This window comes from Castellaniella sp. (genome assembly GCF_047971665.1).
Lineage (GTDB): Bacteria > Pseudomonadota > Gammaproteobacteria > Burkholderiales > Burkholderiaceae_B > Castellaniella.
Map to the genome: position 1 here is coordinate 112,381 of NZ_JBKEAA010000014.1, position 25,695 is coordinate 138,075.

General features: G+C 64.6%; 24 protein-coding genes and 1 pseudogene. 16 read left to right on the forward strand and 9 right to left on the reverse strand.

Translation table 11 applies throughout. From position 1 onward, the window contains the following. The 12 genes from fabG (at nt 1) to recO (ending at nt 11,498) form a co-directional block, all read left to right on the forward strand. Nucleotides 1-741 (forward strand): 3-oxoacyl-ACP reductase FabG, encoded by a 741-nt coding sequence (gene fabG, locus ACK5JE_RS05170; RefSeq protein ID WP_416800625.1) that lies wholly within the window; start codon nt 1-3, stop codon nt 739-741. Between the two features lie 187 nt (nt 742-928). Next, nucleotides 929-1,168 (forward strand): acyl carrier protein, encoded by a 240-nt coding sequence (acpP, locus tag ACK5JE_RS05175; RefSeq protein ID WP_043680887.1) that lies wholly within the window; start codon nt 929-931, stop codon nt 1,166-1,168. Nucleotides 1,169-1,438: 270 nt separating this feature from the next. Next, nucleotides 1,439-2,668: a beta-ketoacyl-ACP synthase II gene (gene fabF, locus ACK5JE_RS05180; RefSeq protein WP_416800626.1), complete on the forward strand. Its 1,230-nt coding sequence runs from the start codon at nt 1,439-1,441 to the stop codon at nt 2,666-2,668. A gap of 81 nt (nt 2,669-2,749) precedes the next feature. Continuing rightward, complete coding sequence (gene rpoE / locus ACK5JE_RS05185; RefSeq protein WP_416800627.1) at nt 2,750-3,349, forward strand: RNA polymerase sigma factor RpoE; 600 nt, start codon at nt 2,750-2,752, stop codon at nt 3,347-3,349. 9 nt (nt 3,350-3,358) lie between these two features. Beyond that, a complete protein-coding gene (locus tag ACK5JE_RS05190) occupies nt 3,359-3,865 on the forward strand; it encodes a sigma-E factor negative regulatory protein (RefSeq protein ID WP_416800628.1) in 507 nt (168 codons plus the stop codon). Then, nucleotides 3,865-4,854 (forward strand): MucB/RseB C-terminal domain-containing protein, encoded by a 990-nt coding sequence (locus ACK5JE_RS05195; RefSeq protein ID WP_416800629.1) that lies wholly within the window; start codon nt 3,865-3,867, stop codon nt 4,852-4,854. Before ACK5JE_RS05190 ends, ACK5JE_RS05195 begins: the two co-directional genes overlap by 1 nt. A 26-nt stretch (nt 4,855-4,880) precedes the next feature. Next, nucleotides 4,881-6,362: a Do family serine endopeptidase gene (locus ACK5JE_RS05200; RefSeq protein WP_416800630.1), complete on the forward strand. Its 1,482-nt coding sequence runs from the start codon at nt 4,881-4,883 to the stop codon at nt 6,360-6,362. 209 nt (nt 6,363-6,571) lie between these two features. Further along, nucleotides 6,572-8,365 carry a translation elongation factor 4 gene (lepA, locus tag ACK5JE_RS05205; protein ID WP_416800631.1) on the forward strand — a complete coding sequence of 598 codons (1,794 nt, stop codon included), beginning with the start codon at nt 6,572-6,574 and terminating at the stop codon, nt 8,363-8,365. A 14-nt stretch (nt 8,366-8,379) separates the two neighbouring features. Further along, nucleotides 8,380-9,267 (forward strand): signal peptidase I, encoded by an 888-nt coding sequence (lepB, locus tag ACK5JE_RS05210; protein ID WP_416800632.1) that lies wholly within the window; start codon nt 8,380-8,382, stop codon nt 9,265-9,267. Then, nucleotides 9,267-10,031 carry a ribonuclease III gene (gene rnc / locus ACK5JE_RS05215; RefSeq protein ID WP_416800633.1) on the forward strand — a complete coding sequence of 255 codons (765 nt, stop codon included), beginning with the start codon at nt 9,267-9,269 and terminating at the stop codon, nt 10,029-10,031. Before lepB ends, rnc begins: the two co-directional genes overlap by 1 nt. Further along, nucleotides 10,028-10,915 (forward strand): GTPase Era, encoded by an 888-nt coding sequence (gene era / locus ACK5JE_RS05220; protein ID WP_416800634.1) that lies wholly within the window; start codon nt 10,028-10,030, stop codon nt 10,913-10,915. The genes rnc and era overlap by 4 nt, the downstream gene beginning before the upstream one ends. Beyond that, entirely contained in the window at nt 10,908-11,498 is a 591-nt protein-coding gene (gene recO / locus ACK5JE_RS05225) for a DNA repair protein RecO (RefSeq protein ID WP_416800635.1), read from the forward strand. The genes era and recO overlap by 8 nt, the downstream gene beginning before the upstream one ends. Nucleotides 11,499-11,595: 97 nt before the next feature. Here the strand turns inward: recO and ACK5JE_RS05230 are convergent, their stop codons facing one another. The 3 genes from ACK5JE_RS05230 to ACK5JE_RS05240 form a co-directional block, all read right to left on the reverse strand. Further along, complete coding sequence (locus tag ACK5JE_RS05230) at nt 11,596-12,297, reverse strand: Bax inhibitor-1/YccA family protein (protein WP_416800636.1); 702 nt, start codon at nt 12,295-12,297, stop codon at nt 11,596-11,598. A gap of 154 nt (nt 12,298-12,451) precedes the next feature. Then, nucleotides 12,452-12,913: a DNA polymerase III subunit chi gene (locus ACK5JE_RS05235; RefSeq protein ID WP_416800637.1), complete on the reverse strand. Its 462-nt coding sequence runs from the start codon at nt 12,911-12,913 to the stop codon at nt 12,452-12,454. A 19-nt stretch (nt 12,914-12,932) separates the two neighbouring features. Then, nucleotides 12,933-14,429: a leucyl aminopeptidase gene (locus tag ACK5JE_RS05240; RefSeq protein ID WP_416800638.1), complete on the reverse strand. Its 1,497-nt coding sequence runs from the start codon at nt 14,427-14,429 to the stop codon at nt 12,933-12,935. Between the two features lie 62 nt (nt 14,430-14,491). Here ACK5JE_RS05240 and lptF point away from each other — a divergent pair, with 62 nt between their 5' ends. After that, nucleotides 14,492-15,607 (forward strand): LPS export ABC transporter permease LptF, encoded by a 1,116-nt coding sequence (gene lptF, locus ACK5JE_RS05245; RefSeq protein WP_416800639.1) that lies wholly within the window; start codon nt 14,492-14,494, stop codon nt 15,605-15,607. Nucleotides 15,608-15,614: 7 nt separating this feature from the next. Here lptF and ACK5JE_RS05250 read toward each other — a convergent pair whose 3' ends face one another. Continuing rightward, nucleotides 15,615-16,580 (reverse strand): LysR family transcriptional regulator, encoded by a 966-nt coding sequence (locus ACK5JE_RS05250; protein ID WP_416800640.1) that lies wholly within the window; start codon nt 16,578-16,580, stop codon nt 15,615-15,617. A gap of 207 nt (nt 16,581-16,787) precedes the next feature. Here ACK5JE_RS05250 and ACK5JE_RS05255 point away from each other — a divergent pair, with 207 nt between their 5' ends. From ACK5JE_RS05255 to ACK5JE_RS05265, 3 genes are all read left to right on the forward strand, one after another. Beyond that, entirely contained in the window at nt 16,788-18,002 is a 1,215-nt protein-coding gene (locus tag ACK5JE_RS05255) for an ABC transporter substrate-binding protein (RefSeq protein ID WP_416800641.1), read from the forward strand. A gap of 35 nt (nt 18,003-18,037) precedes the next feature. Then, nucleotides 18,038-19,531, forward strand: a complete 1,494-nt coding sequence (locus ACK5JE_RS05260) for a CoA-acylating methylmalonate-semialdehyde dehydrogenase (protein WP_416800642.1) — start codon at nt 18,038-18,040, stop codon at nt 19,529-19,531. A 228-nt stretch (nt 19,532-19,759) separates the two neighbouring features. After that, complete coding sequence (locus ACK5JE_RS05265) at nt 19,760-20,728, forward strand: CysB family HTH-type transcriptional regulator (protein ID WP_416800643.1); 969 nt, start codon at nt 19,760-19,762, stop codon at nt 20,726-20,728. A gap of 19 nt (nt 20,729-20,747) precedes the next feature. Here the strand turns inward: ACK5JE_RS05265 and ACK5JE_RS05270 are convergent. The 5 genes and pseudogenes from ACK5JE_RS05270 to ACK5JE_RS05290 all read right to left on the reverse strand — a co-directional run. Then, nucleotides 20,748-21,392 (reverse strand): annotated as a pseudogene (locus tag ACK5JE_RS05270) (ABC transporter ATP-binding protein); the annotation flags it as partial. A gap of 89 nt (nt 21,393-21,481) precedes the next feature. After that, the gene (locus ACK5JE_RS05275) at nt 21,482-22,312 is read right to left on the reverse strand and encodes an ABC transporter ATP-binding protein (RefSeq protein WP_416800644.1); all 831 of its coding nucleotides are present in this window, start codon (nt 22,310-22,312) and stop codon (nt 21,482-21,484) included. Further along, the gene (locus tag ACK5JE_RS05280) at nt 22,309-23,259 is read right to left on the reverse strand and encodes a branched-chain amino acid ABC transporter permease (RefSeq protein ID WP_416800645.1); all 951 of its coding nucleotides are present in this window, start codon (nt 23,257-23,259) and stop codon (nt 22,309-22,311) included. Before ACK5JE_RS05280 ends, ACK5JE_RS05275 begins: the two co-directional genes overlap by 4 nt. Beyond that, on the reverse strand, nt 23,256-24,119 hold the full coding sequence (locus ACK5JE_RS05285) for a branched-chain amino acid ABC transporter permease (protein WP_416800646.1): 864 nt from the start codon (nt 24,117-24,119) through the stop codon (nt 23,256-23,258). The genes ACK5JE_RS05280 and ACK5JE_RS05285 overlap by 4 nt, the downstream gene beginning before the upstream one ends. Nucleotides 24,120-24,152: 33 nt before the next feature. Then, entirely contained in the window at nt 24,153-25,370 is a 1,218-nt protein-coding gene (locus ACK5JE_RS05290) for an amino acid ABC transporter substrate-binding protein (protein ID WP_416800647.1), read from the reverse strand. Between the last annotated feature and the right edge of the window lie 325 nt (nt 25,371-25,695).

Here is a 25,695-nt window from a genome sequence, read left to right on the forward strand (position 1 = left end):
ATGACGGAACATGAACTGTCGGGCAAGATCGCGCTCGTGACCGGCGCATCGCGCGGCATCGGCCGTGCCATCGCGCTGGAGCTGGCGGCCCGGGGCGTCACGGTCGTGGGGACGGCGACGTCCGAGACCGGCGCCCAGGCCATCACCGAGGCGCTGGCGTCGCATGGCGGGCGCGGCGCGGTCCTCGAGGTCAATGATACGGCGTCCTGCGATGCCCTGCTGGCCGAGCTGGCCGGCCAGGGCGGGCCCCATATCCTGGTCAACAATGCCGGAATCACCCGCGACGGGCTCATCCTGCGCATGAAGGATGAGGACTGGGCGGCTGTGCTCAACACCAATCTGTCGGCGGTATTTCGCCTGTCGCGCGGCGTGGCCAAGACCATGATGAAGGCCCGTTGGGGCCGCATCATCAACATCACGTCCGTGGTGGGCTACGGCGGCAATGCGGGTCAGGCGAACTATGCGGCCGCCAAGGCCGGCGTCGCCGGTCTGTCGCGCGCGCTGGCCATCGAACTGGGCAGTCGGGGTATCACGGTCAATTGCGTGGCGCCCGGTTTCATCGACACCGACATGACCCGTGCGCTGAGCGAGGCCCAGGCTGCCGCCATTCTGGGGCAGATTCCCCTGGGCCGGCTGGGATCGGCCGCGGAAATCGCCCATGCGGTTGCCTATCTGGCCGATCCCCGCGCGGGTTACGTAACAGGGACGACGCTGCACGTCAATGGTGGTATGTACATGTAGGCATCGGGAACGGAGCTGGCCTGTCTAAGGTAAAATCCGTTCAATCTCAGCAGGCAGTCCCGGGCGTGGCGGTGCTTTCGCCACGGAAGCCGTCCGACGACCGGAACTGTTTTTTTGACTCAAACCCGCAGCCCCGTTAGTGACATTTGGCTATAATTCGCGGGATTTTTCCTTACTGGAGATATGCATGGAAAGCATCGAACAGCGCGTCAAGAAGATCGTCGCTGAGCAACTCGGCGTCAACGAGGCCGAGATCAAGAACGAATCTTCCTTCCTTGACGACCTCGGTGCCGATTCGCTCGATATGGTCGAGCTCGTGATGGCCCTCGAGGACGAATTCGAAACCGAAATCCCCGACGAGGAAGCCGAGAAGATCACGACGGTCCAGCAAGCGGTCGACTACATCACCTCACACAGCAAGCAGTAATCATCACCTCCCTGTTGCGGCTTGCCGCGCCAGGGTTCGACGGCCTGTCGCACCGAGCCGGACAGGCTGCCGGGGCGGTTCGCGGCGGGCGCCATTGGCGGGCTGAAACAGCCCGCCGCCTCTGGCCCGTTGCGGACCGCCTTTTTCATCCGGGGCATGCTCCGGGATGACAGGCCCCTTTTTCCGGGTGACGAGCAAGCGCAGTCCGCGCCGTGCGCCGATTCTTTTTTGGTTTTAGTTATTCCAGTTTCAGTCTCAGGAGCCGTGTCAGTGAAACGACGTGTCGTGATAACCGGATTGGGCATCGTATCGCCCGTGGGCAACGATATCAAAACCGCCTGGGACAATCTCATCAATGGGCGGCCGGGGATCGGCCGCGTGACGCGATTCGATGCTTCGGCGCTCAACAGCCAGATCGCGGGCGAGGTCAAGGGCTTCGATGTGACCGACTACATCGGCGCCAAGGAAGCCAAGCAGATGGACTCCTTCATCCATTATGGCGTGGCAGCCGGCATCCAGGCCTGGCGTGATTCCGGGCTGGACCTGGCCGCCGAGGACGCCGACCGGATCGGCACCATCGTCGGCTCGGGCATCGGCGGTCTGCAGCGCATCGAGGAGACCCAGAACGAATACCTGCAGCGTGGCGCCCGGCGCATTTCGCCTTTCTTCGTGCCGGCCTCGCTGATCAATCTGATCTCGGGCCAGCTGTCCATCATGCTGGGGCTCAAAGGCCCCAGCTACGCGGTGGTCTCGGCCTGCACGACCGGCCTGCACTGCATCGGCGATGCGGCGCGTCTGATCGAATACGGCGATGCCGACATCATGGTGGCCGGCGGCGCCGAAAGCTCCGTGTCGCCGCTGGGCATGGGCGGGTTTGCCGCCATGCGCGCCTTATCGACCCGCAATGACGACCCCGAGACGGCCTCGCGTCCCTGGGATATCGACCGGGACGGCTTTGTCCTGGGCGAAGGCGCCGGCGTGCTGGTCCTGGAGGAATACGAGCATGCCCGTCGTCGGGGCGCCCGCATCTACGGCGAGTTCCTGGGGTTCGGCATGAGTTCCGATGCGCACCACATCACCAGCCCGGATCAGGACGGCCCGCGCCGGGGGATTCTGCATGCGCTGCGCAACAGCGGCGTGAATGCCGATCAGGTCAGCTATGTCAACGCCCATGGCACATCCACGCCCCTGGGGGACAAGAACGAGACCGCGGCGCTCAAACTCGCCTTTGGCGACCATGCATACAAGCTGGTGGTGAATTCCACCAAGTCCATGACGGGCCATCTGCTGGGCGCGGCAGGCGGCATCGAGGCGATTTTTACGACGCTGGCGGTGCATCATCAGATCTCGCCGCCGACCATCAATCTGCTCAACCAGGATCCCGAATGCGACCTGGATTATTGTGCCAATCAGGCCCGCGACCTGAAAATCGACGTGGCGCTGTCCAATTCCTTCGGGTTCGGCGGCACCAATGGTTCGATGCTGGTGGGACGTCTCTGACCCCGCGACCAGGCATGAGGCCCATCCCGCCGGGCGCCCGGGGGGCGGCATGAGCACGCCGGGCCGCCCCGAGGGGGCCGCATGACCGAGCGCGAGGTCGATCTCGCGCTGGTCGAACGCGTCAGGCGCGGTGAGCGCCACGCATTCGACCTGCTGGTGATCAAATATCAGCGCAAGATCATGCGGCTGCTGTCGCGCATGATCCATGATCCGGCCGAAATCGAGGATGTCGCCCAGGAAGCCTTCATCAAGGCCTATCGGGCGTTGCCCCAGTTCCGGGGCGAAAGCGCCTTCTACACCTGGCTCTATCGCATTGCCCTGAACACCGCCCGCAACTGGCAGGCGGCCAGTTTCCGCCGGCCCGCCACCGTGACGCCCCTGGAAAACGAGGACGGTGAAACTTTTGATCAAATCGATGGCCTAACCGACCACAGCACCCCGGAATCGCTCATGGCCAGCCGGCAGGTTGCCCAGGCTGTGAATGAGGCCATCAATGAACTGCCGGACGACCTGCGCCACGCCATCGTATTGCGGGAAATCGAAGGGATGAGTTATGAAGAGATCGCCAGTACCATGCAGTGTCCTATCGGGACCGTCCGATCTCGCATCTACCGTGCCCGCGAGGCCATCGCCGCGCGCCTGCGGCCCGTCATGGACCGCGATTCGGAACATCGCTGGTAAGGAGTCGTCATGAATGCCAAACCCGATTCAGCCGCGACAGAACATGCCTGGGAGGCCTCGGTGTCTTCCTGGGTGGATGGCGAGGCCGATATCCGCGCCGAAGAGCTCGACACCCCCTATGGGCGTCAGATCTGGGATACCTATCACCTGATCGGTGACGTCATGCGCAGCCCGGACCTGGCGATCCGTCCCTCCGACCGGTTCTATGTGCGCGTGTCGGCCGCGATCGAGGCCGAGCCCGCGATCGTCGCGCCCTCGCCGCTGGTCCGACGTCATCTGGTGCGCAACGGCCTGTCGGGGCTGGCGGTAGCCGCCGCCGTGGTGTCCGTGGTCTGGATGGCCCGTCCCTATCTGTTCGCGCCCGCAGCGGCACCGACCGCCGCGCCGGTCATGGCGCAGGCGGACGATCCCGCGCCTGCCGATCCCGAGCTGGCCGACTACATGGCGGCGCATCAGTCGATGGCTGGCGCCGGCGCCGTGCGCCAGGTCTCCTACGATGGGATGGGGACGCCTTGATGCCTGTCTGGGAACGGACCGGGCGGCGGGCGGCGGGACTGTGCCTGGGCCTGATGCTTTCGTACACCGCCGCCTGCGCGGCCGAAACCGATCCGCTGGCCTTCCTGCGTCAGGTCCAGGCGGCCGCGCGCACGCTGGATTACGCCGGTATCACGGTGTATCAGCAGGGCCGCATGCTGCAAGCCACGAATCTGGTGCACCGGGTCGATGGCACGGGCGAAAGAGAACGCCAGGAAGTCCTCGACGGCGCGCCTCAGGAATGCCTGCGTGAGAACGGCATGGAGCAGTGCCTGTTGCCGGAACATCGGCTCATCGTCATGCGGCCCGCGCACAGCGATCATTTTCCGGCGTTGCTGCTCGGCGAGGACGCATCCATTGTCCGGAACTACGACTGGAAGTCCCTGGACCGTACCTATCGTGTCGCCGGGCGCGAGTGCGCCGTGTCCGAATTGCGCGCGCGTGACGCCCTGCGCTACAGCTACCGGATCTGCACCGACCTGAAGAATCACCTGCTGCTCAAGGCTCAGACGCTGGATGCCGATGGACGTCTGGTGGATCAGGTGGCCTTCAGCCGCGTCTCGTTCGGCGCGGACATTCCGCCCGGAGCGCTGGCCTCGCGCTGGGATACGCGCGACTGGAAATTGCGGACCGAATCCAACCAGCCGGTCGATCTGACGGCGCAGGGCTGGCGCTTCACGCCACCCGCCGGGTTCAGCCCGATTGCCGAGGTGACGCGCCAGATGGGGCCCGGCCGCACCGTGCAACACCTGGTGCTGTCCGACGGATTGGCGGCAATTTCGGTGTTCATTGAAACCTTTGACCCGAAACGCGATCAAAACATCAGACAGGGCGGCCTGCGCCAGGGCGCGATCAGCATTTACCGCGTCCGGCTGGCTTCTTACTGGCTGACCGCAGTCGGCGAGGTTCCCGCACAGACCGTGCGGAATCTGGTCCAGACCGTGCAGTACCTGCCCCAGGCGGCCCACTGATCTTGATATCCTCGAAGGAGAACTCCATGGCTTTTCATCTGCCGTATTCCGCCGTGGCGCGCAAGGTGGCGAGCGCCGCCGCCAGTCTGGTGCTGGCGACCGGTCTGCCCCTCGGCGCCGCCCAGGCGCAGGCCCAGGCGGCCGCCGTCACCAGTGCGGCGTTGCCCGATTTCACCCAGGTGGTCGAGGCGACCGAGGCCTCGGTGGTCAATATCCGCACCACCGAAGCCGTGCCGGTGCGTCGTTCGCCCCTGGGCCCGGGCAATGGGGATCCTTCCGAATTGTTCCGCTGGTTCTTCGGCCCCGATTTCATGCCCCCCGGCTTCGGCCAGCAGGACCCGCGTTCCCGGCCCAGAAAGCAGCCCGCCCCCTCCCAGGAGGAACGGACGGTGCCGCGCGGCATCGGCTCGGGGTTCGTGATTTCCGACGATGGCTACATCCTGACGAACAATCATGTGGTGGATAACGCCAACGGGATCTTCGTCACCATGACCACCGGCAAGGAATACAAGGCCAAGGTCATCGGCACCGATGCGCGCACCGACATCGCCCTGATCAAGATCGAGGCGTCCGACCTCAAGCCGATCCCCATCGGGGACTCGGACAAGCTGCGCAAGGGCCAGTGGGTGCTGGCGATCGGCTCGCCCTTCGGGCTGGATTCGACCGTCACCGCCGGCATCGTCAGCGCCATCAATCGCGACACGGGCGACTATCTGCCGTTCATCCAGACGGACGTGGCCGTCAATCCCGGCAATTCCGGCGGTCCGCTGATCAATCTTCAAGGCCAGGTGGTGGGCATCAATTCCCAGATCATCTCGCGCAGCGGCGGATTCATGGGGATTTCCCTGGCGATTCCCATCGACGAGGTCATGCGCGTGGTCGCTCAGCTCAAGGCGCATGGCAAGGTCACGCGCGGCCGCATCGGCGTGCAGATCACCGAAGTCCAGGACGATGTCGCCAAGGCCCTAGGGCTGGAAAAAGGCCAGGGCGCCCTGGTCAGCAGCGTCGAGGCCGATGGGCCGGCCGCCAAGGCGGGTATCCATCCGGGCGATGTGATCACGGCGTTCAATGGTCAGCCCATCAAGCACATGACCGATCTGCCCCGTCTGGTGGGGGCGACCGCGCCTGGCGCGGCCGCGACGGTCCAGGTCTGGCGCAAGGGCAAGTCGCTCGAGCTCAAGGCAACGATCGCCGAACTCGACGACAAGTCGGCCACCAAGGGTTCCGATGCGCCGTCCGCCAACGAAGGGGTGGATCGTCTGGGCCTGAAGGTCAAGGCGCTGTCGGACGACGCGGGCGACCAGGGCGTGGAGGTCGAACAGGCCGAAGGTGCGGCGGCCGAGGCCGGCATCGAGCAGGGTGATGTCATCCTGCGGATCAACGACACCGATATCTCGAGCCCGAAACAATACGCCAAGATCGTCAAGGGTCTGGACAAATCCCGCCCGGCCGTGTTGCTGGTCAGCCGCGATCAGCAGTCCCAGTGGGTGATCATCAAGCCGCAATGATGTCCAACCCGGGAAAAAGCTAAAATACGGTCTGAACGAGAAGGGGACGCCCCGCAGCGTTCCCTTTTTACATGGGAACGCCGGGTCGCCCCCCGGCCCCACCGCTCCGGGGGCGGCGCACAGGGCCTGTCCTCCGCGCCGGCGCCCGGCTCATCCCGGGGGGGCCGCCATCCATCCTGTTGCCCGAGTATTCGTCTTTCTATCTTCCTATGGACCACATCCGCAACTTTTCCATCATTGCGCACATCGATCATGGCAAATCGACCCTGGCCGACCGCCTGATCCAGCGCTGCGGGGGGCTGCAGGATCGCGAAATGGAAGCCCAGGTCCTGGATTCGATGGATATCGAGCGTGAACGCGGCATCACCATCAAGGCCCAGACCGCCGCGTTGCGCTACACGGCGGCCGACGGCCGCGTCTATGCCCTGAATCTGATCGATACCCCGGGGCATGTGGATTTTTCCTATGAGGTCAGCCGTTCGCTGTCGGCCTGCGAGGGCGCGCTGCTGGTGGTCGATTCCACTCAGGGGGTCGAGGCCCAGACCGTGGCCAATTGTTACACCGCGATCGAACTGGGCGTCGAGGTCGTGCCGGTCCTGAACAAGATGGACCTGCCTTCGGCCGATCCGGACGCCGCCGCCGCCGAAATCGAGGATGTGATCGGTATCGACGCGACCGACGCCATTCTGGCCAGCGCCAAGACCGGCCAGGGGATCGACGAGATCCTGGAGGCCGTCGTGGCGCGGGTACCGGCCCCCAAGGGCGATCCCGACGCGCCGCTGCAGGCCCTGATCATCGATTCCTGGTTCGACAATTACGTCGGCGTGGTGATGCTGGTGCGCATCGTCAACGGGACGTTGCGTCCCAAGGACAAGATCCTGCTGATGGCGACCGGCGCCACCCATTTGTGCGAACAGATGGGCGTCTTCACGCCCAAATCCCAGCCGCGTGATCAGCTCTCGGCCGGCGAAGTCGGTTTCATCATCGCCGGCATCAAGGAACTGGAGCACGCCAAGGTCGGCGATACCCTGACCCTGGCCGGCAAATCCGCCGCCGCCCCCCTGCCGGGCTTCAAAGAGGTCAAGCCCCAGGTGTTCGCCGGCGTCTATCCGGTCGAATCCAGCGAATACGACCAGTTGCGCGATTCCCTGGAAAAACTGAAACTCAATGATTCCTCGCTGATGTTCGAGCCCGAGGTCTCCCAGGCGCTCGGTTTCGGTTTTCGCTGCGGTTTTCTGGGCCTGCTGCACATGGACATCGTCCAGGAGCGCCTGGAACGCGAGTTCGACATGGACATCATCACCACCGCGCCGTCGGTGGTCTACGAGGTCCTGCATCGCGACGGCGCCCTGCTGATGGTGGACAGCCCCTCGCGCATGCCCGAGGTCGGTCACATCCAGGAAATCCGCGAGCCCATCATGACCGTGACGCTGTTCATGCCCCAGGAATACGTCGGGCCGGTCATGTCGCTGTGCACTTCCAAACGCGGCGTGCAACTGGACATGAGCTATCACGGCCGTCAGGTGCATCTGCGCTATGAGATTCCCCTGGCCGAGGTCGTCCTGGATTTTTTCGATCGCCTGAAATCCGTATCGCGTGGCTACGCGTCCATGGATTACGAGTTCAAGGAATACCGGGTAGCCGACGTGGTCCGGGTGGACCTTCTGATCAACGGCGACCGGGTCGATGCGCTGTCCATGATCGTGCACCGCGCCAATGCCCGTCACCGGGGGCGCGAGGTGGTCACCCGCATGCGCGGCCTGATTCCGCGCCAGATGTTCGACATCGCCATCCAGGCCGCCATCGGCGCCGAGGTCATCGCCCGCGAGAACGTCAAGGCCTTGCGCAAGAACGTGCTGGCCAAGTGTTATGGCGGCGACATCACGCGCAAGAAAAAACTGCTCGAAAAGCAAAAGGCCGGCAAGAAACGCATGAAACAGGTCGGTAACGTGGAAATCCCGCAGGAAGCCTTTCTGGCCGTCTTGCAGGTCGAAGACAAGTAAACAAGGAACACCGCATGAGTTGGGATTTCGCTCTGTTGCTGTTTGTCGCGCTGGTCGTCACGGGCCTGGTCTGGCTGCTGGACATCGGCGTTTTGCGCAGCCGCCGCCGCCAGCGCGCCGAGGCGGCGCAACAGGCCTGCCGCAACAACGCCGCCGGGCTCGATCCGGCCGCCCTGCAGGTCGAGTGCGACCAGGCCTACGAACAGGCCAATCGCCCGCCCTGGTGGATTGAGTATTGCGTCAGCTTCTTTCCGGTCATCCTGTTCGTGTTCGTGCTGCGGTCTTTCGTGGTCGAGCCTTTCCGGATTCCCTCGGGTTCCATGCTGCCGACCCTGGAAAACGGCGATCTGATCCTGGTGAACAAGTACGAATACGGCATCCGCCTGCCGGTGATCGACCGCAAGGTGCTCGATCTGGGCACGCCCAAGCGGGGCGACGTGGTCGTCTTCCGCTATCCGGTCGATCCCACGGTGGACTACATCAAGCGGGTGGTCGGCGTGCCGGGCGATGTGATCGAATATCGCGACAAGGTCCTGTCGATCAACGGCCGGCCGGTGCAGCGCAGCCGCGACGGGGATTACTACGAGCCCGACCGCGCGGTCTATGTGGGGCAGTACCGGGAACAGCTCGGCGAGGTATCGCATCGCATCCTGCTCAACGTTCAGGCGCGGCAGGAACTCATGCCGATCACGCGCTTTCCCGATTTCCAGGCCTGTGTCTATCAGCCGGACGGGGTCCGCTGCACGGTGCCGGCCGGTCATTACTTCATGATGGGCGACAACCGCGACAACAGTCTGGACAGCCGCTACTGGGGGTTCGTGCCTGATCGCAACATCGTCGGGCGCGCGTTCTTCATCTGGATGAACTTCGGCTCTCCCAGCCGGATCGGCGGGTTCGAGTAATGGCTTCGCTGGAATCCCTGCAGAAAGCCCTGGATTACCATTTCCGGGACACGGGCCTGCTGGAGCGGGCCCTGACGCACCGCAGTCATGGGATGCCGCACAACGAGCGGCTGGAGTTCCTGGGGGATTCCGTCCTGAATTTCATCGTCTCCACGCTGCTGTTCGCCGAACACGCGGAAATGGACGAGGGCGATCTTTCGCGGGTGCGTTCCAACCTGGTCAAGCAGTCCGCGCTGGCCGACATCGCCCAGTCCCTGTCCCTGTCCGGTCATCTGCGCCTGGGCGAGGGCGAGCTCAAGAGCGGGGGGTTCCGGCGGCCCTCGATCCTGGCCGACGCGCTCGAAGCCCTCTTCGGCGCGGTCTACCTGGATGGGGGATATCCGGAGATCAGCCGCGTCATCGAACGGCTGTATCGTCCGATCCTGGCGCACATCGATCTGCGCACCTTCGGCAAGGATCCCAAGACCCTGTTGCAGGAACTCGTCCAGGGGCGTGGCCATCCCTTGCCGCGCTACGAGGTCGTGTCCACGCATGGCGCCGCACACGATCAGTTGTTCGATGTGGTGTGCGAAATCGCGCCGCTCGGGATCCGCGTGCAGGCGTCGGGCAGCAGCAGGCGGGCGGCCGAGCAGGCCGCCGCCGGCCAGGCGATCGCGGCGATCGAATCCCTGGGCCCGACGCGCCGGACGGCGCGCCGCCGCAGGCCGGCGCAACTGTCCTTGCCCGTGGCCGTGGCGCAGGACGAGACTCAGGACAAAAAATGAACACTCCCAGCCGTTGTGGCTTTGTCGCCATCGTGGGCCGTCCCAATGTGGGCAAATCCACCCTGGGCAATGCCCTGGTCGGGGCCAAGCTGTCCATCGTCTCGCGCAAGGCCCAGACCACCCGCCACCGCATTCATGGCGTCCTGACGCGCGATCAGGATCAATTCGTCTTCGTCGACACGCCCGGTTTCCAGACGCGGCATGGCGGCGCCATGAACCGCATGATGAATCGGGTGGTCACCCAGGCGCTGGCAGAGGTCGACGTGGTGGTGCACGTGGTCGAGGCGGGCAAGTGGTCGGCCGGGGATGCCGGCGTGGTGCCTCTGCTGCCCAAGAACCGTCCGGTGATCCTGGCGGTCAACAAGGTCGATGCGGTCAAGGAAAAGAATGCCTTGTTCGCCTATGTGTCGCGCCTGATGGAACAGTTCCCTTATGCCGCCGTGGTGCCGGTCAGCGCGCTGCGCGATGTGCAGCTGGATGTGCTGGTCCAGGAACTTGCCCGCCACCTGCCCGAAGGCGAGCATCTGTTCGAGGCCGACACCCTGACGGACCGGCCGCTGCGGTTCCTGGCGGCCGAACTGATCCGCGAAAAGATCTTCCGTCTGGTGGGCGACGAGCTGCCCTACGGCTGCACCGTGGTCATCGAGCAATGGGAAGAAAACGCCGAGGGTGCGCGCATCGCGGCCTGTGTGGTGATCGAGCGCGACAGCCACCGGCCCATCCTGCTGGGGGCGGGCGGTCAGCACATGAAGCGCATCGCCACCGAGGCCCGCCAGGACATCGTCAAGCTGCTCGAAAAGCCGGTCTTCCTGGATATCTATATCAAGGTTCGCAAGGGCTGGTCGGATCGCGAGGCTGCGCTACGGGAACTGGGCTATGAGTAAACGCAGCCAGCGCATCCAGGATGCGCGCGGCTACGTGCTGCATGCCAGTCCCTGGCGTGAAACTTCCCTCATTGTGCAGGCCTTCACCCGCGACCATGGCTGCGTCGCGCTGGTGGCCAAGGGGGCCAAGCGGCCCTATTCGATCTTGCGGCCGGCGCTGGTCGGATTTCAGCCGCTGTGGCTGTCCTGGACCGGCTCGGCCGAGGTCCGTACGCTGACGCGCGCCGAATCCGGCCCGGTGCGGTTGCTGGACGGCCGGGCGATGATGTCGGGCTGGTACATGAATGAGCTGATCCTGCGGCTGCTGGCGCGCGAGGACCCGCATCCGGGCGTGTTCGATGCCTACGAGGCGGCGCTGGATGTGCTGGCCGGCGTGCGGGGCGGCCCTCATGCCGCCGTCTTGCGTCGTTTTGAGTGGCTGCTGCTGGAACAGGCCGGTTATGGACTGGATGCGCCGATGCCGGATTTTGACCGGATGGGCGCGGGGTCGGTGCTGCGCCAGGCCTTGCGGGAGCGCCTGGATCAGTTGCTGGACGCGCCCTTGCGCACGCGTCAGGTCTTGATGGATTTGCAGCGCTACTAGCGTCCCCGGGGAGAGAGTCTCACCAGACGGGGCATGCCGGCGCAGCGGGGCGCCGGGGCGGCCCCGGCGGGCGCGATGCCCGCCGTGCCGGGGTCTATCACTCGCGGCTGCCGCCGAAGATGCCCAGCAGCATCAGCAGGTTGGCGAAGATGTTGTACAGATCCAGGTAGACCGCCAGCGTGGCCGTCACATAATTGGTCTCGCCCCCCTGGACGACACGCTGCAGGTCGACCAGCAGAAAGGCCGAGAAGATGCCGATGGCCAGCACCGACAGCGTCAGCATCAGGGCCGGGATCTGCAGGAACATGTTGGCCAGTGACGCCACGATCAGCAGTACCACGCCCACGAACAGGAATTTTTGCAGGTGGGTGAAGTCGCGCTTGGTGGTGGTGGCGATGGTGGCCATGACGCCGAAGACCGCCGCCGTGCCGCCAAAGGCCAGCATGATCAGCTGGGCGCCGTTGGCCAGGCCCAGGACATGGCCCAGCAGTCGCGACAGCATCAGGCCCATGAAGAACGTGAATCCCAGCAGCAGGGCGACGCCCAGCGAGGAGTTCTTGTTGCGCTCGATCATGAACATCAGGCCGATGGCGCCCACCAGGAACACCAGGGTGCTGATGCCCGGGCTGGTGGCCATGGCCTGGTTCATGCCGAAGGACAGGCCGACGGCGGCCCCCAGCACCGTGGGGATCAGCGACAGCGCGAGCAGCCAGTAGGTGTTGCGCAGGACGCGGTTGCGGGCGGCGACCGGGGCGGAATAGGCTCCGGCGTCGGGAAGCGTATGGCGGAAGTCGGACATGGCGGTTTCCTGTAGTGCGTGGGGCCGGTGCATGACATCGGCCAGAATCGGTTTGATCTTACAACAAGCTGAACGCTGTCGTCCATGCGAAAAAAGACAGCGGTCGGCGATATCCCGGGTGGATGCGGCAGGACGTGTCAATCAGGTTGGACACTCAATGGCTGCGAAGGTTCCCTGCGGCGGGGTGATCGGCGGGCAGGCGGTGGCCACGCACCTCGTGGCCGGCCTGCTGGTACAGCGTCCAGCGCTTGCGGGCGGCCTGGATATCGGCCTCGTGGCCGGAGACGATCTCGAGGATGCGCCCGAAGCGTTCAGCCCCCGGCGGGCAGTCCAGATCCAGGTTGAGCAGCCAGTCCTGGGGCGGTATCGCGGCCAGGGCCCCGGCGTCCGCCACCAGGATCACGTCGGCTTGATCCGCCAGGGGGTCACCGGCCAGGGCGTGGGGGATGAAACTGGCCGGATCGAACTCCCAGAGCAGGGCGTCGAAGCGCCGCAGGCGGCGTTCGTCGGTGCAGTACACCAGCAGCCTGCGGCCCGCGTCGACGTGGCGCGCCACCGTGCCGCAGGCCATGCGCAGGCGGTGCGCCGCGCCGTAGGCGAAATCCACCCGGCTCACTGAAACGCCCCCTTGAGACTCATGCCTGACATTGTCCCAGCAGATAGTTGACCAGCAGCGGCACGGGGCGGCCGGTGGCGCCTTTCTGCTTGCCTTCGAGCCAGGCCGTGCCAGCGATGTCCAGGTGCGCCCAGGGATATTTGCCGGTGAATCTCGACAGGAAGCAGGCGGCGGTGATCGAGCCGCCGGGCCGCCCGCCGATGTTGGCCATGTCGGCGAAATTGGATTTCAGCTGATCCTGGTAGGCGTCTTCCAGGGGCAGCCGCCAGGCCGGGTCCAGCGCCTGGCGGCCGGCGGCCAGCAGATTCGCCGCCAAGGCCTCGTCCCGGGTGAACAGGCCGCTGTTGACATGGCCCAGGGCGATCACGCAGGCGCCCGTCAGGGTGGCGACATCGATCACGGCGGCGGGCTTGAAGCGCTCGGCGTAGGTCAGGGCGTCGCACAGGATCAGGCGACCCTCGGCGTCGGTGTTGAGGATTTCGATGGTGCGGCCCGACATGCTGGTGACGATGTCTCCCGGCTTGTTGGCGGTGCCGCTGGGCAGGTTCTCGCAGCTGGGGACGATGGCGATGATCTCGCGCGGCAGGTTGAGCTCGGCGATGGCGCGCATCGTGCCCAGTACGCTGGCGGCGCCGCACATGTCGAATTTCATTTCGTCCATGCCGGGCCCGGGCTTGAGGGAGATGCCGCCGGCATCGAAGGTGATGCCCTTGCCGACCAGCACGATGGGGGCGGCCTTGCGGGCCGCGGCCCCGGCCGGGGTATGCCGCAGGACGATGAAAGCCGGCGGTTCGGCCGAACCGCGCGCCACCGACAGGAAAGAACCCATTTTCAGGGCCTCGATTTTTTTCTGGTCCAGGACCTCGGCTTTGAGCGTCTTGAACTGCTTGGCCAGACTGCGCGCCGTGTTGCCCAGGTAAGTCGGGGTGCAGACGTTGGGCGGCAGGTCGCCCAGCAGCCGGGCCAGATTCATGCCCGCGCCGATGGCGGCGCCCTGATCCAGGCCCGCGCGCGCGCGGGCCGCCTGGGCACGGTTCAGGTGCAGGACGAAGGTGTGCAGCTTGGAGGCGGGCTTGGCCTTGCTGAACGTGGTGTCGTAGTGATAGGTGGCGGTGCTGACCAGGCGGGCGGCCGTACGGGCGCAATCGGTCAGATCGGCATCTGCGCAGGGCAGGGTGCACAAGGTGGAGACGGCATGCTCCAGCCGGGCGCGGACGCAGTAGGCGGCCAGGACCTCGTGCGCGCGCGCCATCGAGGCCGCCGCAAAGCGGTCCTGAGCGCCCAGGCCGAGTAAAATGACACGTTCGGCCGAGATGCCGGGCGGGGTGTGCAGCGTCAGGAGGGTACCGGGTGCGGCGTCGAATTCCGCCTTGATGATCGTCCGGATTGCGCCGTTCGATGCCTGATCCAGGGCATCGGCGGCGGGACTCAGGACGCCGTCCTGGAACACGCCGACGGCCAGCGCCTGGGTTTTGAGCGTGTGCAGGGAGGTCGACGTCGTTGTGCTAAATTCCATTCGTTTTCCTTGGGGCCAGTGAGTTCTGGAAGACCAGACGTTTCATTATTCCGCATTTTCCCATGTCATTGTTCAAGCGCGCGGTCTTTTCAGAGATCACCAGTCATGCCGGTATCGTGTTTTCCACGTTGCTGGTGGTGTGGCTGAGCGTTCTGATCGTGCGTCTTCTCGGTGACGCCGCCGAAGGCGACATCGGGGCGAATGTGGTGTTGGGCCTGGCGGCCTTTTCCAGCATCACGGCCTTGCCGGTGATCCTGTCTGCCAGCCTGTTCGTGGCGGTGCTGACCACCATCACGCGCAGCTATCGCGAGTCCGAGATGTCCGTCTGGTTCGCCAGCGGCCTGTCATTGAGCCAATGGCTGTGGCCGGTGATGCGGTTCGCCTTGCCGGTGGCCGCCATCGTCGCGGTGCTGACCCTGTCGGCCTCGCCCTGGGCCTACGGCCAGATCGCCGAATACCGCCAGCGGTTCGAGCAGCGTTCCGATCTGTCCAAGGTCTCGGCGGGCCAGTTCATCGAGACCGATGAGGGGCGGCGGATCTTTTTCGCGGAGTCGCCCACCCGGCCGGGCGACGAGCTGGGCCGCGTCATGGCGCGCATCATCGAGCCCGATTGGCTCAGCGTGGTCACGGCCGAGAGCGCCGCCATCCGCACCGAGGCCAATGGCGATCGCTTTCTGGTGCTGGGACCGGGGCATCGTTACGATCTCAAGCCCGGCTCGCCCGAGGTACGCATGCTCGATTTCGACCGCTACGGCGTACGGATCGAAAGCCGTTCGGATCCCGGCGCGCTGGAGGCCAAGCGCCAGAAAGCCCTGCAGCAGATCAAGGCGCGCCCGACCCTGGATCTGATCGCCCAGGCCGATGCCGAGTCCCTGTCTCAACTGATGTGGCGGCTGGCGCTGCCTCTGGCGGTCCTGAATCTGGCCTTCATCGCGGTGCCGCTGGGCGCCGTCAATCCGCGGCTGGGGCGGTCGGGCGACCTGCTGATCGCCGGTCTTCTGGCCCTGCTGTACATGAATCTGATCAATCTGTCGCGCGGCTGGATCGCCAACGGGACGCTGTCCTTTGGCATCGGCCTGTGGCTGGTTCACGCGGCTTTTCTGGCCCTGGGGCTGGGATTGATGTGGCGGCGGGTGCGCATGCCCCGGTCCAAAAAGCGCAAGGCGCGCCCGGCCTGAGTCCTTTTCAGGCGGCGGCCGGCCGCCGGGGCGCATAAGAGGGGGCCCAGTCCTCGGCCGGCGTGCACAGCCCCCGGTCATGGCCATGCAGCAGGTCGCGATTCAGGGCCACGGCATGCTTGAGGTAATCCCACAGCGCCATCACGCGGCGGGTGCGGCGCAGATCCTCATGGCAGTACATCCAGAAACTGCGCGTCACCAGGATCGAGTCGGTCAGGACGGGTTCCAGGCGTTCGTCCTGCGCCGCCAGGAAACACGGCAGGATCGCCAGCGCCTGGCCTCCCAGGGCGGCCTGGTATTGGGCCAGCACGCTGGTACTGCGAAACACCACCTGCGCCGGCTGGATCAGATCATCCAGGTAGCGCAGCCGGTCGCTGAACACCAGCTCGTCCACATAGCCGATGAACGTGTGCCGGCTCAGATCGGCCTGGCGCCGGATCGGCACATGGCGGGCCAGGTAGTCGCGGGTGCCGTACAGTCGCAGGCTGTAGTCGGCCAGCTTGGTGCACAGATAGGGACCGCGCTTGGGCCGTTCGAGCGCAATGGCGATGTCTGCCTCGCGTTTGGACAGACTGATGAAGCGCGGAACCGGCATGATGTCCAGCGTCATGGCCGGATGGCGGCGCTGGAAATCCACCATCAGGGGCGTCAGGATCGTGCTGCCGAAGCCTTCCGTGGAGCCGATCCGCAGATGGCCTGAGGGCATCTGCGCCGCGCCCGACAACGACTCGCGGGCCGCCACCAGGGTGCTTTCCACTTGTTCGGCATGCGCAAAGAAACGCAGACCCTCCTCGGTCGGGGTGTAGCCACTGGCGCGGGATTTCTCGAACAGTGTCACGCCCAGATCCTGTTCCAGTGCGCGGATACGGCGCGTCACGGTGCTGTGCCGGACGCCCAGCCGCTGGGCGGCGGCGCTGGCCCGCTGTGTGCGGGCGACTTCCAGGAAATAGCGGATTGCATCCCAGTCGGCCATGAATTTCCTTGTGCAAATATCGTCAATGAATGTGCAAATATTTTGATGGTAATAAGTTTTTTACACAACTAAACTAGGAAAATTCCGGACCGGGTCGGGCCGAAAGCACAGACCCGGTGACCGGTTCGGAGAAACCCAGAAAGGGGCCATGACCCCGACGATCCCGCCACGCAGAGGGCGGATTCGAATCAGAACGGAGACGAGACCATGCAGAAATTCACGCTGACCCTGGCGGCCGCCCTGTGCGCCACCGCCCTGTCCATGTCTGTTTCGCAGGCGGCGACGCCGCCTGTCAAGATCGGGGTGTTGACCGATATGTCCGGCACCTACGCGTCCATGGGCGGGATGGGCTCGGTGGCGGCGGCGCAGCTGGCCATCGACGATTGCCTGAAGGCCGAGTGCAAGGGCATGAAAATCGAGCTCGTCTCGGCCGACAACCAGAACAAGGCGGATGTGGGCGCGGCCCGCGCCCGTGAATGGTTCGACCGTAACGGGGTGACGGCCATCGCCGACCTGACCAATTCCGCCGTGGCCCTGGCGGTGCAGAACATCGCCCGCGAAAAGAACAAGGTCGTGATGTTCTCCGGTCCGGCCACCACGGACCTGACCAACAAGAGCTGCTCGCCGGTCGGTTTCCACTGGATGTTCGATGTCTATTCCCAGTCGATCGGCGGCGTCAAGGCCATGTTCGACAAAGGGGGCAAGTCCTGGTTCTTCATCACGGTGGATTACGCGTTCGGTCATTCCCTCGAAAAGGGCGCCTCCGACATGGTCAAGGCCCTGGGCGGCACAGTCAAGGGTTCCGTCCCGCACCCGCTGAATGCCCCCGATTTCGCCTCTTACCTGTTGCAGGCGCAGAGCTCCGGCGCGCAGGTCGTCGCGCTGGCCAATGGCGGCCAGGATACGGTCAACGCGATCAAGCAGGCGCGTGAGTTCGGCATCGTCAAGGGGGGGCAGCGTCTGGCGTCTCTGCTGGTGTTCCTGTCCGACCTGCGCGCGCTGGGCCTGGAAAACGCCCAGGGCCTGACTTACGTGGATGGCTTCTATTGGGACTTTGACGACGCCTCGCGCGCCTGGTCCAGTCGGTTCGCCCAGGCCTTCCAGGGCAAGAAACCCACCATGACCCAGGCCGGCGTTTATTCCAGCGTGCGGCACTACCTGAAGGCCGTGGCGGCTTCCGGGTCCACCCAGGGCGATGTGGTGGCGGCCAAGATGCGCGAGATCCCGATCAAGGATCCCATCATGCACAATGCATCCATCCGTCCCGATGGTCGGGTGATTCACGACATGTACCTGTACGAAGTCAAGTCGCCCGCCGAGTCCAAGGGCGAATGGGACCTGTCCAAGCTGGTCGCCACGATTCCGGCCAAGGACGCTTTCCAGCCCTTGTCGGCCTCGACCTGCAGTCTGGTCAAAAAATGATTTCCGCTTTCACCGAATTTACTCAGGAGGTTTGAATGAGCGACATCCCACGCGTCCCGCTGCTGATCGGCGGGGAACTCGTCCAGTCCGAAACCAAGGAGTGGCGTGACGTCATCGATCCGGCGACCCAGGAAGTGGTCGCCCGGGTGCCCTTCGCCACGCCGGCCGAGGTCGAGCGGGCCGTGGCCAATTCCAAGGAGGCCTTCGAGACCTGGCGCAACACCAGCCAGGCCAAGCGCCGCCAGATCATGGTGGATTTCGCCCAGTTGCTGCGGGAACATACCCCGGCGATCGCCGAGGCCATCTCCCGCGAGCACGGCAAGACCCTGCCGGACGCCGAGGGCGAGGTCGCGCGCGGTCTGGAAGGCGTCGATCATGCGGTATCGGCCAACACCCTGCAACTGGGGGATTATTCCGAGAATGCCGCCACCGGCATCGATGTCTACTCGGTCATTCAGCCCCTGGGCGTCTGCGCCGGGATCACGGCCTTCAACTTCCCCGTGATGCTGCCTTGCTGGATGTTCCCCATCGCCGTGACCTGCGGCAATACCTTTGTGTACAAGCCGTCCGAGCAGGACCCCACGGCCTCGCTGATGGTGGCCCAACTGGCCCTGCAGGCGGGACTGCCCCCGGGCGTGCTGAATGTCGTGCACGGCGGCCCCGATGTGGCCAACGCCCTGTGCGACCATCCCGACATCAAGGCGGTGTCCTTCATTGGCTCGACCCGCGTCGGCACCGAGATCTACCGCCGTTCCTCCGATTCCGGCAAGCGTTGCCAGGCCATGATGGGGGCCAAGAACCACAGCGTCATCATGCCCGACGCTGACCGCGAGGCCGCCCTGAATTCCATGCTGGGCGCGGCTTTCGGCGCGGCCGGCGAGCGCTGCATGGCGATTTCCGTGCTGGTGCTGGTGGGCGAGGCGCAAAAATGGTTGCCTGATTTTGTCGAACGCGCCGGCAAGCTCAAGATCAATGTCGGCACCGACCGCAAGGCGGACCTGGGGCCGCTGATTTCGCCCGCCGCCAAGCAGCGCGTCGAGGGCTTGATCCAGAAGGGCGTGGACGAGGGCGCCGAGCTGCTGCTCGACGGCCGCGGCGTCAAGGTGGCCGGCTACGAGAAAGGCAACTTCGTCGGCCCGACGGTATTCAGCGGCGTCAAGGCCGACATGACCATCTACCGCGAGGAAATCTTCGGGCCGGTGCTGTCGGTGGTGCTGGTGGATACGCTGGAAGACGCGGTCGAATTCATCAATGCCAACCCCAATGGCAACGGGACCTCGATCTTCACGCAGGACGGCGGCCATGCCCGCTATTTCCAGAACAACATCGACGTCGGCCAGGTGGGGATCAACATTCCCATTCCGGTGCCGGTGGCCTGGTTCAGCTTCACGGGCTCGCGGGCCTCGAAGCTCGGTGACCTGGGTCCGAATGGCCGCCAGTCGATCTACTTCTGGACCCAGACCAAGACCGTGACCGCCCGCTGGCAGGCGCATCCGCGCGAGATCAACACCACGATCTCGATGAAGTAATCCTGCCCGACGGCTGCGCCCCCGAGGGGGCGATCCCTGTCGTGGAGGGGGCCGCAGACCGGTGGCGCAGCCGCCGGTCTGCGGCCCTTGTCGTTGCGCCCGCCCGGGCGCCTGCGGTCTGCACGTCCGTGGTCCGTTCAGCCGTTCTTTGCCCTAAATAAATAACAAAAAGTCATATTAAAGGCATTCTATATTCCATATAATGGCTCCTCCTATGGGGCCACCTTCATGAATCTGCAGCAATTCCGATTTGTCCGGGAAACCATCCGGCGTAATTTCAATCTGACTGAGGCCGCCCGTTCGCTCTATACCTCCCAGCCTGGGGTTTCCAAGGCCATCATCGAATTCGAGGACGAACTGGGGGTTCAGATTTTTGAGCGGCACGGCAAGCGGCTCAAGGGGCTGACCAAGCCGGGGCAGGCCGTTTCCGCCGTCATCGACCGCATCATGCGCGAGGTGGACAACCTGAAAAAGGTCAGCGATGAATTCGCGCAGCGCGACGAGGGCTCCCTGGTCATTGCCTGCACCCATACCCAGGCCCGCTATCTGCTGCCCCGCGTGATTCCGGCCTTTCGCGCGCGGTTCCCCAAGGTCCATGTCTCGCTGGCCGAGGGCAATCCCGAACATCTGGCCAAACTGGTGCTGCACGAGCAGGCCGATCTGGCCATTGCCACCGAGACGCTGGCCCAGACGCCGGGTCTGGTGGCGCTGCCCGTGTACACCTGGGAGCACACGCTGGTTGTGTCGCCCGATCATCCCTTGACGGAATTGACCTCCAGCGCGGCCCGCAATCTGTCGCTCGAGCATCTGGCGCAGTACCCGATCGTGACCTACGACCGGGCGTTCTCCGGACGTCGCGCCATCGATGCGGCCTTCGAGCATGCCGGGATCGAACCCGACATCGTGCTGGAAGCCATCGATGCCGACGTGATCAAGACCTATGCCGACATTGGCCTGGGCATCGGCATCATCGCCGGCATGGCCTTCGACCCGCGCCGCGACAAGGGGCTGGTCGGTCTGCCCGCCGGTCACCTGTTCGGCCAGCACACCACCAGCGTGGCGATCAAGCGCGGGGTGTTCCTGCGCGATTTCGTCTACGTGCTGATGGAGATGCTGACCCCCGAGCTGTCGCGTGACGTGGTGGCCGAGGCGGTCGCCCAGCCCGTGTCCGCGGCTGTCATGCGCGACGCGGCCTGAGCCGGCCGGCGCACAGGCGTCACACCCCCAGATAGGCCCGCTTCAGTTCCGGATCCTCGATCAGGTCGCGGGCGGCGCCTTCGCGCACGATGCGGCCCGTCTCCAGCACATAGGCCCGATCGGCGGCCGCCAGCGCCAGATGAATATCCTGTTCGACCAGCAAGATGGTGACTCCCTGGTCACGGATGGCGGTCAGATTCTCCATCAATTGATCCACCACGATCGGGGCCAGTCCCAGACTCATCTCGTCGACCAGCAGCAGGCGGGGCCGCGCCATCAGGGCGCGCGCCATGGCGCACATCTGCTGTTCACCGCCGGACATGCTGCCCGCCAGCTGACGCCGCCGTTCGGCCATGCGGGGGAACAGACCGTAGGCCTTGTCCAGATCCGCGCGTACGCCGGCCTTGTCGTCGCGGCGGTAGGCGCCCATCAGCAGATTGTCCTGGACCGACATTCTCGGAAAGAGCTGCCGGCCCTCGGGTACCTGCACGATGCCCAGACGGAAGATCGCATCCGGCGTGCTTGCGCCGATGGGCTGGCCGGCCCATTCGACGACACCCTCCTGGGCCGGCAGCAGGCCGGAGAGTACCCGCAGCAGGGTGGTCTTGCCCGCGCCGTTGCTGCCCACCAGCGCCAGGAACTCGGCGGGGCGGACGTCGAGAGAGACGGACTGCAACACCTTGACCAGACCGTAGCCGGCCGACAGGTCGCGGATGCTCAGCAGGGCATCCCGGGTGGGGGCGGGAGCGTCGCTCATGCGCGTTTTTTTCCGAGATAGGCTTCGACGACACGACTGTCGGTGAGCACACTGTCGGGGGCGCCATCAGCGATCTTCTCCCCGTGGTGCAGCACCATGATGCGGTCCGACAGTGTACGGATTGCCTTGATGACATGCTCGATGACGATGATGCTGATCCCGGTGTCGCGCACTTTGCGGATGATGTCGATGACCTCGTCGATCTCCACCAGGTTCAGGCCGGCCATGACCTCGTCGCACAGCAGGACGCGTGGCTGCATCGCCAGGGCCTTGGCCAGTTCCAGGCGCTTGCGGTCCGGGCCGCCCAGATCCTCGGCGCGGTGATCGATGTGTTTGCCCAGTCCCACGAAGTGCAGGCATTCGCGGGCGCTCTCCCGCGCCCGCTCGAGTCTGGCCTGGCCCTTGCCATGGCCGAACAGGGCGCCGACGGCCACGTTGTCCAGCACCGACAGGCCCGGAAAGGGCTGCATGATCTGAAACGTGCGGCCGATCCCCAGACGCGCCCGGCGGAAAGCTGCCATGCGATCGATGCGCCGTCCCTCGAACCAGATTTCACCCTCGGAAGGCTCCAGCGTGCCGCTGAGCAGGTTGATCAGCGTGGTCTTGCCCGCGCCGTTGGGGCCGATGAAGCCCAGAATCTCGCGGGACGTCAGGGAAAAGCTGACATCATGCACAGCCACCAGTCCGGCAAATCGGCGTGTCAGGCCCCGGGCCTCGAGGATCGGGCTCGCGGCCTCTGCCATCGGGTTCGTGGTCTTTGCCGGGCGGAACGGCGCGTCGTCTCGCCGCAGGTCCGCCTCGCCGCCGGGGGCGCTATGTGCATTCATAGACGGTGCATCCGGATGTTTTCGATGAAATAACGCCAGCCCATGCGGCGATAGCGTCGCGCCACGTCGGCCAGCCCTTGCGGCATGAGGACAACGGCAATCACGATGACGGCACCAAAGAACAGGCCGGCGATGCTGGTCACCTCGCTGGACAGGAATTCGGAGAGAGCCGACAGGATGAAAGAGCCGACGATGGGGCCGAGGACCGTGCCCGGACCGCCGAAGACCGCCATGATGATCATTTTCACGTTCAGCGTGATGTCAAAGGCGCTTTCCGGGTCGAGAAAGGTGATCCAGTAGGCATGGATGCCGCCCGCCAGGGCGCTGAACACGCCCGCCAGGGTAAAAGCCAGGACTTTGTAGCGCGTCGTGTCCACCCCCATCACGACGGCGCCTTCCTCGTTTTCCCGGATCGCGATGAGGCCGAAACCGAAGCGGCTGCGGGTCAGCCACCAGACCGTCAACGTGGCCGCCACCAGCAGAATCAGGGAAAGTTCATAGAACAACGGGTCGTTGTTCAGCGGCGGCAGCACCAGACCGATGTTCTGACCGGCCAGTGCCACGTTGGAGACGATGGCGGCCATGACCTGGGCCAGGGCGAGGGTGGCGATGGCAAAATAATGGCCCTTCAGGCGCAGCACCGGGAAGCCCAGGCAGATGGCAAACATCACGGCCAGCACCACGCCGAACACCAGCCCCACCGAAAAGGGGAGCTGCCATTGCACCATGGCGATGCCCACGCCGTAGGCGCCCAGGCCGTAAAAAGTGGAATTGCCAAAGGAAGGGTAGCCGGCGTAGCCGCCGATGATGTTCCAGCCCTGGGCCAGCACGGCCAGCAGCAGGGTGCTGATGCCGAACTGGATGATCGTATCCGAGCCGTACAGCGGCAGCAGCGCAAGCGCCGCCAGCAGGACCAGGATCAGGAGGATGCGCAGGAGGGGGGTCATGCTGTCCTCCCGAGCAGCCCGCTGGGCCGCACGATGAGCACCAGCACCAGGACGCCAAAGCTGGCCACATCGGCAAAGGTCGGCCCGATGTACAGTGTAGTGAGGGCCTCGATCAGGCCCAGCACCAGACCGCCGGCGATGACGCCCAGCGGCGTATCCAGTCCGCCGATGATCGAGATGGCAAAGGACTTGGCCGTCAGGGTCGCGCCGATATAGGGATTGATCTGCGACACAGTGCCGTACAGACCGCCGGCCGCGCCGGCCAGCGCCAGGCCCAGGCCGAAGGTCACGGCATACAGGTGGCGCGGTTCGACGCCGTACAGCCGCGCCGCCGAGAGGTTCTGGGCGGTGGCGCGGATCGCGCGGCCCAGCCGCGTGTGCAGCAGAAAACGCCACATGGCCAGTGTCAGCAGGATGGCCAGTCCCGAGGCTGCCAGACGGACGACCGGAACGGTCAGGCCCATGATGTCGATGTTCTGCCCGGAATAGGTCGGATTGATGGTGCGGAAATCAGCCGAAAACACCAGCTGCGCCAGATAGGTCAGCACGACCTCCAGGCCGAAGGTGATCAGCAGCGTATTGAACATGGGCGCCCGGGCGACCAGATTCAGGATGCCGCGCTGAACGGCGTAGCCGACGCCGAACATCAGCACCGCAGTGATGGGCAGGCCGAGAAAAGGATCCAGCCCCAGCCAGGTGAAGCTGTACCAGGAAATGTAGGCGCCCAGCATGATGAAGGCGCCATGGGCCAGATTGACGATGTTGAGCACCCCCCAGACCAGGGCCAGGCCGAGCGCCATGATGGCGTACAACCCGCCCTGCAGGATGCCGTTGACGAGAACTTGCAGCAGAAGATCCAAGACAGGCGCTCCCCGCGTCGTGATCAGGCGCGATCAGCGCTTGGACCAGTCGGGCATCGGGTATTTCGCGTCGCGCAGGAACTTGCTGCCATCGAAGACCGCTGCGGGCTTGCCACCCTGCACCTGGATCACGGTCTGGTCGAGGGCGATCTGGCCGTTGTCGGCAAAGGCGATATGCCCATAAAGGCTCTGGAAATCGCTGGCGGCCAGGGCGTCGCGCACGGCCTTGGGATCCAGCGAACCCGCCTTCTCGATGGCTTTCACGATGGCTTCGACATCCGACACGCCTGAGGCGGCATGGTAGTCGGGTTCATATTGGTACTTGTCATGCCAGGTCCTGGCGAACTGGGCGGCATCGCCGAACCAGTCGTCCTTGAGCGTTTCACTGGGCAGCCAGGCCGTCATGCCGAAGGCGTATTCGGCATCGGCGCCCAGCGCCTTGCGAAAGTCCTCGCTGGGCACGCCGACCGTAAACGAATAGAGTTTGGGCGAGACGTCCAGGCTCTTGGCCTGACGGATGAAGTTGAGGATTTCGGTTTCGTGGCCCGCCACCAGCACCGCATCGGCCTGCTTGGCCTTGATCTGGGACAGCAGAGTGTTGAAGTCGCTGGCGTTGCTGCTGTAGCGCTCATCGATCGCGGTGTTCAATCCGGCCTTTTCCAGCAGGGGGCGGGTGCCCTTGGCCACCGACACGTCGAAGGCGTCATCCGCGTAGAGCAGGGCGATCTGGGCCGGTGCCGGCTTGAGTTGCTTCAGCATTGCGATCGTGCTGCCAAAGTAGTTGCTGGCTGGCGCCAGGGTACCGAAGACATACTTGAAGCCACGCGAGAAGATCTGATCCGAGGCGCCGCCGCCCTGGACCATCGGAATCTGATATTTTTCCGAGACGGCGGAGTCGGCCAGAGCGAAATTGCTGGCAAAGGGACCCAGCAGAAAGTTCACCTCGTCCTTGGAGACGAGCTGCGTGTATTGACGCACGCTCAGGTTCACGTCGGATTGGTTGTCGTAGAGTTTCAGCGCCAGCGTGTATTGCTTGCTGCCGACCTTGATGCCGCCCTTCCGGTTGATCTGGTCGACTGCCAGCTGGTAGGCATCTTTGTAATAACGTCCGGTGTTGGCCACGGGGCCAGTCAGTTGGACCGATGCGCCCAGGACGATTTCGTTGTCGGCAGCCTGGCTGGCCGGGCCGATCAGGCTGAGGGCCAGGGCAAGGGCGGCACAAGGCAAACCGTCGCGCAACAGCGTGTGCATGATGAGTCTCCGTTAGATAGATTTTCTATGTAAATTATGCGCCTGTCCGATAACAATTCTCTGAACGAAAATTGACGACAGGCTGAATCTTCCGGAGGAGGGATGACGCGTCGGGCAGGCGAATGAGCGAGGACGCGGACGATACGGCGATTCGGATGGGCGGATGGGCGGATGGGCGGATGGGCGAGGGGGCCGGCGCAGGGTGGGGATGGTTCTTGGGGTAGAGAGAGAATCAGAATTGCATTTCTTAATAAGAATGATTACTATTTAATCAGCAAGACCCCGATGACGAGTCGGTCATGTGGCCTCGACTCACCACCAGGAA